Annotated in this window: 15 protein-coding genes; 8 read left to right on the forward strand and 7 right to left on the reverse strand. The window is 34.7% G+C overall.

Annotation, left to right across the window (positions count from 1 at the left end; all coding sequences use genetic code 11):
• Positions 1-71 precede the first annotated feature (71 nt).
• Complete coding sequence (locus BMW29_RS13470; RefSeq protein WP_092654110.1) at positions 72-614, reverse strand: IS3 family transposase; 543 nt, start codon at positions 612-614, stop codon at positions 72-74.
• Between the two features lie 41 nt (positions 615-655).
• Positions 656-1,210, reverse strand: a complete 555-nt coding sequence (locus tag BMW29_RS13475) for a helix-turn-helix domain-containing protein (RefSeq protein ID WP_092654112.1) — start codon at positions 1,208-1,210, stop codon at positions 656-658.
• A 125-nt stretch (positions 1,211-1,335) separates the two neighbouring features.
• Here BMW29_RS13475 and msrA point away from each other — a divergent pair, with 125 nt between their 5' ends.
• The 6 genes from msrA (at position 1,336) to BMW29_RS13505 (ending at position 5,490) form a co-directional block, all read left to right on the forward strand.
• Complete coding sequence (gene msrA, locus BMW29_RS13480) at positions 1,336-1,863, forward strand: peptide-methionine (S)-S-oxide reductase MsrA (RefSeq protein ID WP_092654250.1); 528 nt, start codon at positions 1,336-1,338, stop codon at positions 1,861-1,863.
• 120 nt (positions 1,864-1,983) lie between these two features.
• Complete coding sequence (locus BMW29_RS13485; RefSeq protein ID WP_092654252.1) at positions 1,984-2,688, forward strand: DUF969 domain-containing protein; 705 nt, start codon at positions 1,984-1,986, stop codon at positions 2,686-2,688.
• Positions 2,688-3,611, forward strand: coding sequence for a DUF979 domain-containing protein (locus BMW29_RS13490; RefSeq protein ID WP_092654254.1), 924 nt, complete (start codon positions 2,688-2,690; stop codon positions 3,609-3,611). The genes BMW29_RS13485 and BMW29_RS13490 overlap by 1 nt, the downstream gene beginning before the upstream one ends.
• 55 nt (positions 3,612-3,666) lie before the next feature.
• The gene (pcp, locus tag BMW29_RS13495) at positions 3,667-4,314 is read left to right on the forward strand and encodes a pyroglutamyl-peptidase I (protein WP_092654256.1); all 648 of its coding nucleotides are present in this window, start codon (positions 3,667-3,669) and stop codon (positions 4,312-4,314) included.
• On the forward strand, positions 4,314-4,772 hold the full coding sequence (locus BMW29_RS13500; RefSeq protein ID WP_092654258.1) for a gamma-glutamylcyclotransferase family protein: 459 nt from the start codon (positions 4,314-4,316) through the stop codon (positions 4,770-4,772). Before pcp ends, BMW29_RS13500 begins: the two co-directional genes overlap by 1 nt.
• A 91-nt stretch (positions 4,773-4,863) precedes the next feature.
• Complete coding sequence (locus BMW29_RS13505) at positions 4,864-5,490, forward strand: histidine phosphatase family protein (RefSeq protein WP_092654260.1); 627 nt, start codon at positions 4,864-4,866, stop codon at positions 5,488-5,490.
• Positions 5,491-5,526: 36 nt separating this feature from the next.
• Here the strand turns inward: BMW29_RS13505 and BMW29_RS13510 are convergent, their stop codons facing one another.
• Positions 5,527-6,072, reverse strand: coding sequence for a PH domain-containing protein (locus tag BMW29_RS13510; RefSeq protein WP_092654262.1), 546 nt, complete (start codon positions 6,070-6,072; stop codon positions 5,527-5,529).
• Between the two features lie 480 nt (positions 6,073-6,552).
• Here BMW29_RS13510 and BMW29_RS13515 point away from each other — a divergent pair, with 480 nt between their 5' ends.
• Positions 6,553-7,947: a 6-phospho-beta-glucosidase gene (locus BMW29_RS13515; RefSeq protein WP_092654264.1), complete on the forward strand. Its 1,395-nt coding sequence runs from the start codon at positions 6,553-6,555 to the stop codon at positions 7,945-7,947.
• 40 nt (positions 7,948-7,987) lie between these two features.
• Here BMW29_RS13515 and BMW29_RS13520 read toward each other — a convergent pair whose 3' ends face one another.
• From BMW29_RS13520 to BMW29_RS13530, 3 genes are all read right to left on the reverse strand, one after another.
• Positions 7,988-8,956, reverse strand: coding sequence for a LacI family DNA-binding transcriptional regulator (locus BMW29_RS13520; protein WP_092654266.1), 969 nt, complete (start codon positions 8,954-8,956; stop codon positions 7,988-7,990).
• A gap of 168 nt (positions 8,957-9,124) precedes the next feature.
• A complete protein-coding gene (locus BMW29_RS13525) occupies positions 9,125-9,853 on the reverse strand; it encodes an amino acid ABC transporter ATP-binding protein (RefSeq protein WP_092654267.1) in 729 nt (242 codons plus the stop codon).
• Positions 9,846-11,300, reverse strand: a complete 1,455-nt coding sequence (locus BMW29_RS13530) for an amino acid ABC transporter substrate-binding protein/permease (RefSeq protein ID WP_092654269.1) — start codon at positions 11,298-11,300, stop codon at positions 9,846-9,848. The genes BMW29_RS13525 and BMW29_RS13530 overlap by 8 nt, the downstream gene beginning before the upstream one ends.
• Positions 11,301-12,201: 901 nt before the next feature.
• Between BMW29_RS13530 and BMW29_RS13535 the strand changes: the two genes are divergently transcribed.
• Entirely contained in the window at positions 12,202-14,298 is a 2,097-nt protein-coding gene (locus tag BMW29_RS13535) for a hypothetical protein (protein WP_092654271.1), read from the forward strand.
• Between the two features lie 180 nt (positions 14,299-14,478).
• Here BMW29_RS13535 and BMW29_RS13540 read toward each other — a convergent pair.
• On the reverse strand, positions 14,479-14,713 hold a 235-nt coding region (locus tag BMW29_RS13540), incomplete at its 5' end, for a transposase (RefSeq protein ID WP_143047353.1).

Here is a 14,713-nt window from a genome sequence, read left to right on the forward strand (position 1 = left end):
GTCAAAACAATTTCCTTTTCGAGACATACTTTGAAAGATATGGTGACGAGCTAATTGTTTTTTGTACTGCTTCATTTGATACCCCAACCTTGGTCGGAATGAAAGGTGCGTCGATAAGGACAATCTTGCGTTTTATCAATTGCTTCTTTTTGTGCGTCAAGAATTGCTTTTGCATTCGGCTGTTTAGAAATACGGTAAGACAAGATTTCACCATTAAATAAATCAAGAAAAGGATCCAAATAGAGTTTTTTAATTTGGATATTCCCTCTCTGATCACGTTCATAATACTTAAATTCAGACGTGTCTGTCGTGAGTTTTTGATGAGGGACAGAAGTGTAAAAACGGCGATGTAGACGATTTTTCACTAACGGACCAACGGTCCCTTTATACGAATTGTATTTTCGTGATTTACGAATAAATTTTGTACCTTTTAAGCCAAGCTTACACATAATACGACGAATTCTTTTCTGGTTTACATTTAAGCCCTTTTCTTTTAATGTAAGTTGAATACGACGATAACCATAGTTTCCTTTGTGTTCGTCAAAAATTTTTTTAATCAGGGTTTCTAATTTTTGGTTGGGATTTTTTCGCTCAAACCGTTTTTGCCAATACATATATGTCGCTTTAGGAAATTTTGTTGCTTCAAGTAAGATTGTTAATCGGAATTTTTTTCGGAGTTCGTGGATGATTCGGGCATCTCGTTCTTGAGTCGTTCCGGGATATTCATTCCTAAAGCACGGAGCTTTTTTATGAAGGCTAGTTCTGCCCGCAATAGTTCATTCTCATGTTCTAATTCTTGTTCACGTGTTTGTATTTTTTTCGCCTGAATCGGTTTCTTTTTCTTTGACATAGAAGGTCTTCCTTTCGGTTTTGGTGAAAGACCCTGTATGCCTGTTTGTAGAAATTTCTGGTGCCAAGCCAGGACTAAGGCATCATTTGGCAGACCATATTTCAACGCGACAGTCAGATAAGAGTCACCACTAGTTAAATAATAGTGTATGACATCCTGCTTGAATTTGGAAGAGTAATGTTGGTAATTTCTCCTTCGACGAAGTGCTTTAAATCCAAATTTTTCTACTGTTTTGACCCATTTGTGAACAGTAGAAAACGAAGAGATATTAAATTGCTTCGCCAGCGTTGGATAACCTCCTGCTCCATTTTGATAAGCTTCTACTACTTTTTTCTTGAATGCATAATCATATTTTGCCAATTTAAATACGCCCCCAAAGATAGATTTTTTGGTCTAACTTTGGGGGCGCACTACATCTCTCCTTTCTTTTTTTCTCTATAAATATGCTATACTTTGAACAAATCTGATAATAGGAGGCGTTAAAAATGGAAACAAATGAAGACTATGCAATTTTTGCAGGTGGTTGTTTTTGGTGTATGATCAAACCTTTTGATCAACAGCCAGGCATTAAGGCAGTTATTTCGGGTTATACAGGAGGACATACTGAAAATCCAACCTATGAAGAGGTTTGTAGTGGTACTACTGGACATACTGAAGCTGTTAAAATTATTTATGATTCAGGCCAGATCTCTTATCAACAATTAGTGGGAATTTATTGGATGCAGACTGATCCAACTGATGCTAGTGGTCAATTTGCTGATCGGGGAGATTCCTATCGTCCTGTAATTTTTTATCATCAGCAGCAGCAAAAAGAAATAGCAGAGAAATCAAAAGAGGCTTTAGAAAATAGTGGGAAATTTACGCGACCAATTGTGACAGAAATTTTAGCTGAAAGTCCGTTTTATGAAGCTGAAACCTATCATCAAGACTTTTATAAAAAGAATCCTGAGCATTATCGTCGTTATCGAACAGGTTCAGGAAGAGATCAATTTATTCAGAAAAATTGGGAATAGTCTGACAACAGCTAACCTAAAATAGGTAGCTGTTTTTTTATACGGATATAGTGATATGCATTGAAAAAAAGGAAAAAATTCGCTATACTAATAGGTATTATATTTTTAGGGGGAATTTTAGTGGAATGGATTAAATTAATCGGGATTCTTATTATATTAGTTGGCTTTATTTTGAAGTTTGATACAATCGCTGTTGTCTTAGTTGCAGCACTAGCAACGGCCCTAGTGTCAGATATTTCTTTTGTAGACTTTTTGACTTTATTGGGGGATGCCTTTGTAAATAATCGTTTGGTAACTTTATTCTTATTAACCCTACCAATGATTGGCTTATCTGAACGCTTTGGAATGCGTCAACGTTCAGTACATTTAATTGAGAAAATCAAAGGCTTAACAGCCGGTCGTTTTTTAACCCTGTATCTTTTTATTCGTGAATTTGCAGGATTCTTTGGCATTCGTATTCAAGGGCAAACACAATTTGTTGCACCATTAGTGAATCCAATGGCACAAGCAGCAATTGAAACGAAGTATGGTAAGGTTTCAAAAGAAGATGAAGATAAATTAAAAGCTCGTGCGGCAGCTGTCGAAAATTTTGGGAACTTTTTTGCTCAAAATACTTTTATCGCAGCATCAGGAATTTTATTAATTGCTAGCACAATGGATAGCTTAGGCTATAAAGTTTCACCAGTTGCAGTTGCACAAGCTTCTATTCCAATTGCATTCATTATTTTTGTTGTTGTTGCAATTTCAAACTTTTTATTTGACCGTAAAATGACAAGAAAATATCGTAAACAACAGACTGAAATGCAAAAGGGGGAAGCTAAATAATGGAGGCATTGATTAATAATTTATTAGAGTTCTTCTATATTTTGATTGGCCTAATGTTGATGATGACTTCTGTTCGAGTATTTAGAGATGAGACACATCCAACACGAATGGGAACAGCTTTGTTTTGGTTAATTTTAGGTGTGATTTTTGCTTTAGGCAATGTGATTCCAGGTATGGTAAATGGTGCTTTGGTTTTAGTGATGGGTGTATTGACTGGCTTTAAGCAAGTGAGAATCGGACGGATTGCGCAAGTGGATGAAGAGGCAGCACAAACGTCATCAGAAAAAATTGGCAACTGGATTTTCCTTCCTTGTGTGTCTTTGGCACTATTTGCAGTATTGGTCGCGCAATTTACGCCACTAGGTGGTCAAGTAGGAATTGGTATTGCAGCAATTGCATCTTTATTAATTGCTATTTTTATTACCAAGCCAAAAACAACTGTTATAGTTGAAGATGCTGATCGTATGATTCAACAAGTGGGAACTGCTGGGATTTTACCACAACTATTAGCAGCATTAGGTGTGATTTTCACACAAGCTGGGGTTGGTGAAGTGATTTCTTCAGGTATTTCTAGTGTTGTGCCTGAAGGAAATCGTTTAGTAGGCGTCATTGCTTATGTTTTAGGTATGGTTATTTTCACAATGATTATGGGGAATGGCTTTGCTGCTTTTACTGTGATTACCGCAGGAATTGGTGTACCATTTGTGATGATGCAAGGAGGCGACCCTATTGTTGCTGGAGCGTTGGCAATGACAGCAGGTTTCTGTGGTACATTGCTGACTCCAATGGCTGCCAACTTTAATGCTTTACCAGTTGCCTTACTAGAAATTAAAGATCGTAATGCTGTGATTAAACAGCAAGCACCAATTGCATTTGTGATGATTATTGTGCATATTGCATTGATGTATCTATGGGCATTTTAAAGTAAAAATTAAGGAAATAGTGCTACAATATAGATGAAGAGAAAGGATGATAAGCATGAAAATTTTAGTAACAGGTTTTGATCCATTTGGGGGAGAGCCGATTAACCCAGCGTTAGAGGCGGTTAAAGGTTTGGCAGATGAAATTCATGGTGCTGAAATCATTAAATTAGAAATTCCAACGGTTTTTGGTAAGGCAGCAGAGGTCGTTGCAGCAGCTATTGAGCAACATCAACCAGATGCTGTATTGAATGTGGGACAAGCAGGAGGAAGATTTGCTTTATCACCAGAACGCGTGGCAATTAATATAGATGATGCAAGAATTCCGGATAATGAAGGCAATCAACCAGTTGATGTGAAAATTCAAGAAGAGGGTGCACCTGCTTACTTTACACAATTACCAATTAAAGCGATGGTGACAGCGATTAAAGAGGCTGGTTTACCAGGTGTCGTTTCAAATACAGCAGGAACTTTTGTTTGTAACCATATTATGTATCAAGTGCAATATTTAATTGATACGAAATATCCTTCACTTGTAGGTGGATTTATTCATGTACCATTTATTCCAGAACAAGTTGTAGAAAAAGCCAATATGCCTTATATGAGCTTGGCAGATATGACAAAAGGTTTAACAGCTGCTATTGGTGCAATTGTGGACTTTTCAGGGAAAGAAGATTTAAAAGTTATTGGGGGCGCCATTCATTAATGACAGAAACAAGTAATGCACCTTTATTCACATATGGTAGCTTAATGGTGGGAAAGCATAATCATCAGCAGTATTTGGCCGGAAAAATTTTTGGCACAGGATTACCTGGAAGAATTAAAGGAAAACTCTATGACTTACCGTATAAAGGTTATCCAGCTGTTTTAGCAGGTGATGACTGGGTTTACGGCGAAGTATTTGAATTAAAATCTTTTCAGGAAACAATCACTGCAATGGATAAAATGGAGCATTTTTATGGGGAAGATATGACAAAAAATGAGTATCAGCGTCGCTTTACTAAGATTTATATATGGAACGAAACAAAACAAGCTTATTGCGATGAACGTGTTGCTTATTGTTATCACTATGTTGTTGAAAATGATGCACGTTTTGCTAAAGAAAGTGTTTATTTACCTCATGGTGATTGGCATGAAGTTCGTTCAAAGGAAAACATCAGCTAGCTTTTTAGCTGATGTTTTTTTGTTTGGTTGAAATCTTAAGCTCAAAGTAAGATAATAGAGGTGAAAGAGAACGAATAAGGATGTGGCTAAGATGACAAAGTTATATTTTGTGAGACATGGACGGACTGAATGGAATTTACAAAATAGATTTCAAGGGAAAGATGGAGATTCTCCTTTGTTGATAGAAGGAATTGAGGGTGCCAAAGCAGTTGGAGAAGCCTTAAAAGAAATTCCTTTTGGACAAATTTATGCAAGTCCGCAAAAAAGAGCTCATGACACTGCTTTGTATATTTTAGAAGCACATCAATCATCACCTGTTCTTTCTTTGGAAGATGGTTTAAAAGAGCTAGGATTTGGTCAAATTGAGGGACAGGAATTTAAAAAAGCAGAGGCTTTACATCCTGAACAATTTCATAATTTGCGTCATCAGCCTGAAAAATATCATCCTGTATCATTTGGTGGCGAGACTTATACAGCTTTGATTGAACGAACAACTGCTGTTGTCAAAAAAGCGATAAATCAGCATCCTAATGCTGATTTATTATTTGTGGCTCATGGTGTGACTATTTTAGCAACGATTCAAACTCTATTGGGTGAAAAGCTTGAAAATCTGCGTAAAAGAGGGACATTAAGCAATACTAGTATCAGTATTTTAACTTATGAAAATGAGCAGTTCTCATTGGAGTTGTGGAATGGAACAGCTCATCTAGAAGATTAAATAAAAAAGCGTGAGCATTCTTATTTAAGAATGTACTCATGCTTTTTTTGAGGGTAAACCTAGTGTTTTTTTCTTTACCTCATTAAAATCCTCTTGCGTCACAATATCCATTTCAACTAATTCCTTTAGTGCTTTTAGATACTCAACGATTGATTTTCCTTTCTCCTCGTCTAAAATAAGCTCATATGTATTTTCAGTAAGATTCTCATTAGCTTCAGTTACTGTCTGTTTTTCTAAACGCTCCATAAAGCCTTTGATATCACCAGATTTAATTTGTGAAATAACAATTTTTGTATGGTTAGCATAAAATATAATGCGATGACCAGATAAACGATTGCCAATATCCTTAAATGTAATCTCTTCATACGGAAAGACTTCACACTCATAGCCAGAAAAATATTTTCTAAAAAAATATAAATTTTGATCTGTTGCAATAAAAATTCCTTTTTTAATAATTGTTGTTCCTATTAATGTTGCTTGAAGTGTTCCTAAAACAGCTTCATAAATTTTTTCTGTAGGATTTATGTGGGGATCAGCTTGCATTAATTTGTTTACCAACTTTTTATTTTTTTTATCAATCATAAGAATGACCTCCTATTAAAATTTCTGATGAGTGATGTCATAGTGCTATTGTGTCGTTTATAGCCGAAGAAGTCAACTGTTTTTATGTGTAGCGTTTTGCTGATATGATACGGTTTTTCAGTTTGTTTTCATTTAAAAATATTACCTCATTGTTTGATTGGTTTTATTTTTTTGTTAATTGTCAGATAAGCCAAAGGAACAAGGGGATACAACTACTTGCTGTTTTGTTTCTGTTAAAAGGAAGTTAGCAAAAAAAGAATGCTTCAAAGTAAAGCAAAGAATTGTCATTTTTAATCAAACAAACTTTTATCTAAACAACAGCTATGACAATAAAATTTTTCAGTTGCGTTAGAAAACGAACAGGCACTAGTACCTATCTAAAAAATGAATTTCAAATTGACTCTTGACCTGTAATGCATTACATAGGATATAGTGTGGTTGTAGGAATGAAAACGCTTTTAAAATAGGAGGAGTAAGCTTATGTCAAGAAACGCATTAAAGATTGTTACAATTGGTGGCGGTTCAAGTTATACACCAGAATTAATTGAGGGCTATATTAAACGTAAAGATGAATTACCTATTAAAGAGATTTGGTTGGTAGATATTGAAGCAGGTAAAGAAAAATTGGAAATTGTCGGCGAAATGGCAAAACGTATGGTAAAAGCAGCTGGGCTTGATTGGACAGTTCATTTAACTTTAGATCGCCGTGAAGCATTAAAGGATGCTGATTATGTTTCAACGCAATTCCGTGTTGGGCTATTAGATGCTCGGATTAAAGATGAGCGTATTCCTTTATCACATGGTGTGCTAGGACAAGAAACAAATGGTGCTGGTGGAATGTTTAAAGCCTTTCGTACCATTCCTGTCATTTTAGATATTATCAATGATATGAAGGAACTATGTCCTAATGCTTGGCTTGTGAATTTTACAAACCCTGCTGGAATGGTTACTGAAGCAGCGATTAAACATGGTGGATGGAAAAAAACAGCTGGTTTATGTAATGTACCAATTGGGCATAGAAAACAAGCAGCAGAAAAATTAGGTCTTCCTGAAGAGGATTTATTCTTTAAATTTGCTGGGATTAACCATTTTCATTGGCATCGTGTTTGGGATAAAGAAGGCAACGAACGGACAGCAGAATTAATTGACTTAATTTATGGCCCGGAAAGTGAGTCAGAAAGTCATTTGAAAAATATTCATGATGTTCCTTTCCCTTATGAACAAATTAAAGATTTAGGCTTACTACCATGTGGTTACCATCGTTATTATTATATTGAAGATGAAATGTTGGCGCATTCAGTTCAAGAATTTAAAGAAGGAAAAACGCGTGCGCAAGTAGTAAAAGCAACAGAGGCTCGTTTGTTTGAACTTTATAAGGATCCAAAATTAGATTATAAACCAAAAGAGTTAGAGCAACGTGGTGGGACACATTATAGTGATGCAGCTTGTGAGTTAATTGCGTCTATTCAAAATGATAAACGTACGGATATGGTTGTTAGTACTGAAAACAATGGAACGATTACTGATTTGCCATATGACTGTATTGTAGAGGTTTCAGGTCCTGTGACGGGGCATGGTCCAGAGCCGTATAATTGGGGAACATTCCCACCAGCAGCACGTGGTATTATTCAAGTGATGAAGGGGATGGAAGAAACAGTGATTCGTGCAGCAATTGATGGGGATTATGGTGCAGCATTGCATGCCTTTACAATCAACCCATTAGTTCCTGGTGGAACAATGGCGAAAACCTTATTAGATGAATTGTTGATTGCACATCAAGAGCATTTACCACAATTTGCTGATAAAATTAAAGAAATTGAAGCAACACAGCCAGAAACAGTTGCTTATGTAACGGAATTAATGAAGAGTAATTAAGTCATAAAAAAGCATTCGAGGAAATAGACTCGAATGCTTTTTATGTGGTTAGTCTTTCAACTAAGTGAAAAGATAATGCTTCTAATGGATTTGTTCTTTTGGAGAGCTGATTATCAATCATAATAAAGGCATTTTCGCCTTGTTTACCAATTGGGTAGTGTATCGTCGTTAAATCTAACAGGTGTGCAACCAGCGTATTATCAAATCCAACAACAGCAAAATCTTGTGGAATAGATAAGCCAAGACGTTTTGCTTCAGTTACTAAGCCAGAAGCAAGATAATCTGTTGCCATGACAAAAGCATCTGGTTTATGAGTTTGATCAACCCACCAGCGAGCCATCGTTTCCCCTTCTGACATATGACCTTGATTGTAAAAGTGCTTAAACTCATTGGGATTTAAATCGTACTTCTGACAAAAATCGGCATAAGCTTTTTCTCGACTTTTTGTATTTAGCCCAGCAGTATTTCCATAAGCATTGACTATTTTTCGATAGCCTTTTTCATAGAGATGCTCTAATGCCAACATATAGCCATCATATTGATTCATAAAAACAGATTGGATGTTCCGATCTTCAACCCTTTGCCAGGTTACAATTGGCCCATATTTAGCATAAGATTCTAAAACATCCCATTCATTTAAACGAATCACAAGGACTAAGCCATCTAATTGTTTATTTCGTAATCGTTCAAAAGCTTCTAATTCTTTTTGTTTATCTAAACCTGTTAAAAACAATGTGACATTATAACCGCCTTGTTGTGCAGCTAGCGTAAAATTTTTTAAGAAAGTACCAAGAGAATCAGAGAATGTAGGTGCAACAATACCGAGCATTTTTGTGGCACCTTTTTTTAAAGAAACAGCATTAATATTTGGGACATAATCTAATTGATTAATAATTTGTTGAACATGTGCTCTTGTTTCAGAGCTAACATGGGGTTTATGATTAATTACACGAGAAACAGTAGCTGAAGAAACGCCAGCTAGTTTTGCAATTTCTTGAATATTTGCCATTTTTTCACCTCAATACGAAATCATCTCTGTTCTTAGTATACCTAATAAACAAAATTGTGGCTAGCTAGATTAGATGAAAGTATGGTCTGTGATACAAAATTCTCTATAATTGTAGTCTTAAACGAAAGAAATAGCCTAGACCGAAAAAATATCGGCTTAGGCTATTTACTATAAAACCTTATCTAGAAAATCTTTTGTTCGTTGCTGAGTAGGGTGATCGAAAATTTGTTCTGGACTACCTTCTTCTACAATATAACCGCCATCCATGAAAATAACACGATCCGCTACTTCTCTAGCAAAGCCCATTTCATGAGTAACAACAATCATTGTCATCCCATCTTTTGCTAATTTTTTCATAACAGCTAAAACATCGCCAACCATTTCTGGATCTAAGGCACTTGTTGGTTCATCAAATAGCATAATATTTGGTTGCATAGCTAGTGCTCTGGCAATTGCCACCCGTTGCTTTTGTCCACCTGATAAAGAGCTAGGGAAAACATCTGCTTTTTCTTTTAAGCCAACTATTTCTAGCAAACGAAGAGCGTTTTGATTAGCTTGCTCTTTATTTTCACCTTTAATTTCGATTGGAGAAAGTGTAATATTTTTAGCCACTGTTAAATGTGGGAAAAGATTAAAGTGCTGAAACACCATGCCAATATTTTGACGCACTTGATTGATGTTTGTCTCTGTACTCGTTAAATCTTGTCCATCAATAATGACATGACCAGCTGTAACAGCTTCTAATTGATTCATACAACGAAGAAAGGTACTTTTTCCAGAACCAGAAGGTCCGATCAGGCAAAGTACTTCACCTTCTTTTACTTCAAGGTTTAAATCTTTTAGAACTTCTAATGAGCCGAAGCTCTTCTTTAAATTGGTTACTTTTAATTTAGCCATTTTGGATTCTCCTTTCTAATTGCTTGGAGATTTTTGTTAAAATTGTAATGACAATAATATAGATTAACCCGATAATCAGCCACATATCAAATGATTGCAAATTACGAGCAATAATAATTTTTCCTGTTTGGGTCAATTCCACTAAACCAATAACAGATAAAATAGAGGTATCTTTTAATGTAATGACAAATTGGTTAATGAAGGATGGAATCATCATACGGATTGCTTGTGGTAAAATAACTTTTTGCATGGCTTTTCCATATGGTAAACCTAGACTTCGCGCAGCTTCTAATTGTCCATTATCAACAGCGTTAATCCCACCACGAACAATTTCAGCAATATAAGCACCTGCATTTAAACTTAGGGTCGTAATCCCAGCAATCGTTGCAGATAAACGAATCCCTGTTAAGCTTGGAATGCCAAAATAAATAAAGAATGCTAATACAATTAAAGGTAAGCCACGCATTAAATCAACATAAAGCGTTGCAATGACTTTTAAGCCGCGGTTTGGAGCTACACTTAGTAAGCCAAATAAAATCCCAATGATGGCTGCTAAAAGAATGGAAACTAGCGTAATCAGTAGTGTTTTTCCTAAGCCATCTAATAATTTTTTGTAGTTTTCCTTAATCAGACCAATAAAACCCGTTTCACTAGCCTTTGATTCAGGTGTTGCAAGATATTTATCAACAATTTCTTGATATTGGCCACTATCTTTTAAATGTTGTAACCCCTCATTGAACATCTTAATAAGGGCTTCATTTTCCCCTTGATTCACTGCAAAACCATATTGACCACCAGCTTCTTTTTCAGTAGCCAACTTCAGTCCATTACCTTGGTTAATCCCATAAGCAATCACTGGATAATCTTCAAAGGTTGCAACAGCGTTACCAGATTTTACTTCTTCATACATATTGCTTGAATCATCAAATGTCGTTGTTGTAAAACCATATTTATCTTTAATCGAATTCGCGAATGTTGCACCTTCTGTTCCTGTTTTAATGGCAACATTTTTTCCTTTTAAATCTGCATAAGAGGAAATGTTTTTTTCCTTTTCGGAAACAGCCATTACAACACCGCTATCAAAATAAGCATCAGAGAAATCAAATTTTTCTTTTCGTTCATCTGTAATGCTCATCCCAGCAATTACACCATCGACTTGGTTGGATTCTAATGCTTGAACAGCTGCATTAAATCCTAATGGTTTTATTTCAAAAGTAAAGCCTTGATCTTCTGCAATTGCGTTTAATAAGTCCATATCTATACCTACAAATTCTCCGTTGGTATCTTCAAATTCAAATGGTGCAAAGGTTGTATCAGTTGCGATGATATATTTTCTATCATCAGAAGTGCCTGTAGTTTCTTTTTTTTGTGAGCAAGCATTTAAAATGAATGCTAAAGATAACAACGCAAAAATAAATGATAACTTTGTTAAAGCTTGTTTTTTCATCTAATCCCCTCCTAATTTACTTTCTTAGTGTAAAAAAAAAGATAGGGAGATGCAAGAAACTTGTTTCATTGCCATGTGAGAAGATGTTACATTTTTGGTTGGATAGTAATCTTGAGATGTTTAGTAGCTGAATAAAAAGAAGAAATGAATAAAAATTAGCTTTAAATTCAAGACTAACTTTTATTTTATGTTTATAATGTTCCAAATGTATGTGCATTGTTTGAGATAACTAGATTGGAAAGAATTTTATTAGGTAAAGTTGCAGAGCAAGGATAATTTATAGGTTTGTATTGAAAATAATAGAAGCCTCGTGATTAGTACAATGACCAAATTGCTTGCTAATCATATATTTAAGATTGATAACTACCTTAGTTGCATATATTTTTTAACAGCAAGAGCTTTATAAAAAATGATAGAATAACAGATTTGTATGTAAAGTATAAAAAAATAAATAGTCGGAAATAAAGTATCTATTGTCAGGCTAATATTAATCAAATTTCATTAGTATCAATCTTGTTGTTGAGAATAGGATTCCGAGTTTTTTTCTATGAAAGAACAATGATTGTGTTGACACGCTCAATGATATCAGTGTATTCTAGTAGAGCATAGATAGTATGCTTATCATTAAAATTTGTATGTATACTCGGAATTTCGTTAAATATGCTAAAAAATATGTTTTTTTTGTTGCGAATTTGGTATTGAATAAATATATATTGTGATTTTTTAAGCAAATGAAGGTGATAAATTAATAGTCATAGTAATCTAGGATACATATAGAAAAATAGATAAAATATAATAATTACTAGAAAAAGTGTCAGAAATAAATAATAAATAGTCTTTATTTTCACTAATTATAATTGTTTGAATTATGAATACTTTTAGATACTGAGAGGCGACAGAAATGAAAAAGACAGCACTTGTATTTTTATTAATTGGCATCCTATTTGTGGTGCAAAAAAACTCAATTCAGGCAGAAGAGGCTCAGCCAAAAAAAATTCGAAGTGACATAATATTATCCTCTTCTGTTCCACAGCATGATATGACAAATGGAGGAATTGTTTTATTTGATTCGGTAGGTAAATATTCAGTTGGTACTCTGGGGAATTCAAACAATAAAGGTGCAGGAGTTCCTGAATGGCATACATGGATTGAATATATTGATGTGGATAATGATCCAACTACATTTAGTAGTAGCAGTATGGACTATATTCCTAAAAGTGCTACAGCAAATGTAGTTAAGGCATACCTTTCATTTTCAGAATCTCAACCAATTAACAGAGATGAAACTTTTATTTTAGGACCTTCAGGCGGGAAATTTAAAATTGATGATGGTGTGAAAGATGTTGTGTATGATATTACTGAATTTATGCAACAAGAAGGAGCAGGTACATATTGGGGAAAGAATATTACAATGGGGAAACAATCGACAGCAAGAGATGCCTATGCCAATTGGAATATTGCTTATATTGAAGAAGATCCTCATTTAGATAGCTTTAGAAAGGCAAAGCTTTCTTTTTTTGGAGAAACGCGTATTGGACCTGCTACTAAACGAACTTATATGATAGATAAAGACCGCTTGCCTATTAAAAAGCATGGTGATATTACAGGGAATTTAGCACTAACTGTCAATGGTGCTGTTGCAGGTGAGTTAATTGCCAGTTCGGCAGGAGATACTTTAACAGTTGATGCTTTAAAAAATGGAACCATAATAAAAGAATCATACTATTGGGATGATATGAGACCTATTGATGATATTTTTAGAGGTGCTACTACTTATAATTCAAAAAATGTAACAACTCGTCAACCAGCAAGGCAGTATGGTAATACAGATATTATTAATTTAGATTTTGTGAACCTGAATTATTTTCCGCCTGGAATGGATGGATTACAAGTGTCAATCACAACTGGGACTGGAGATGCGATGGGGCTAGAATTTTTTGGGCTATCTATTGATTTAGATATTCCTATTATTACTTTATCATCTAGTGAGCTGGTAACTAATGCAACTGAGTTTACTTTGCAATCAACAGTACCTATAAAAACAATTATTACACCTTCTGAAACGAAAGCAATTTTACATGAAGCGGATATTCAGATTAAATTACCAGTAGGCATTCTAATGAAAGAAAGTAGTCTGTTGGTTAATGGTGTGCAGGTTCCCTTTGAATATCGTCAAGAAACGAATACAGTAGTTGTTTCAGTTGGTGAGGTTGGAAAAGCTGAAATTACCTTGCAGTATGAGATAGAAGATGACTCTTTTATTGAAGCTAATCAAATCCAAACAACATTAATGGGAAAAATTGTTTCTGAAATGGGAGATAAAACGGATATTAAGCATCAAGCAAGTTCAAATGCTCTCTTAGTGAATCCAGATTCAGTTATGATTACTGAAAAATATGTTTATTTAGATAAAACAGAATTCCAAAAAAATACGCAAACAGAAGTAATAAAAGGGACGGCTTACGAACAGACAATTCCTGAAATAGAAGGCTATATTGCGAATGCTTATCAAATAGAAGGAAACGATATGCAAATGGGAATCGAAGGGGATCCTATTAAAATTGAAAAAGTAACTAAGGATGAAACAATCTATTATATTTATCAGAAAAAGGGAACTTTAAATGTTAAGCAAATGATTTTAAATGAAACTTCAAATCTAGTGATTCCAAAGCAGGGCTATATCACTTTAAACCATCAAACTGATGGGAATCTCAATGCCGTTGTCTCTTCAGCAGTGGAATCTGAGCTAGCTTATACGAAGATAACATTTGGAATCAATGCCCAATTACCGTTATATGCGCCAGGTGTCATCGTTCCGAGTTATTATCAGTATGAAGGCTTTTATTTGACCGATTATCAGACTGAACATCGTTCGGAGCAAAGAAATAAAAATCAGCTACCAGAAGTAAATTATCAAGAGAAAAGTGACTATTGGTTAACTATTTATTTAGCTCCAACTACTCAAAATCCACGCCCATATAGTTGGGGTTATCGTTAAAAAAATCATAAATGCTCTTTAAATAGTTTATAACGAATAAAATATCTTGATGAAATTCATAATAAATGAAAATCATCAAGATATTTTTATTAACAACTTATTTTGGCACTTTGTCAAATCGGACTGATAGTGTCACCTATGAACATTGGAGGAAGAAGAAATTCTTTCCCCAATGTTTTTTTATGCGTATTGAATTAAACCATTCATTAAAAATACCCGTGTTCTCATATTTGAGAAGCTACGAAAGCCATAAGAGACGCGTTTCAGTGTTTTGATATGAGTGTGAAGATTTTCCAATCGTGCATTTGAGTAGCTCTTTTTAAAAGCCATTCGAATGCCATCTTCATATTTAATAAATGCTTTTTTTACATAATGAAGTTCCTTTGGAACATGATGAGGCATTGTTTGAAGCAAC

The sequence above is a fragment of the Isobaculum melis genome (genome assembly GCF_900111355.1).
GTDB classification, from domain to species: domain Bacteria; phylum Bacillota; class Bacilli; order Lactobacillales; family Carnobacteriaceae; genus Isobaculum; species Isobaculum melis.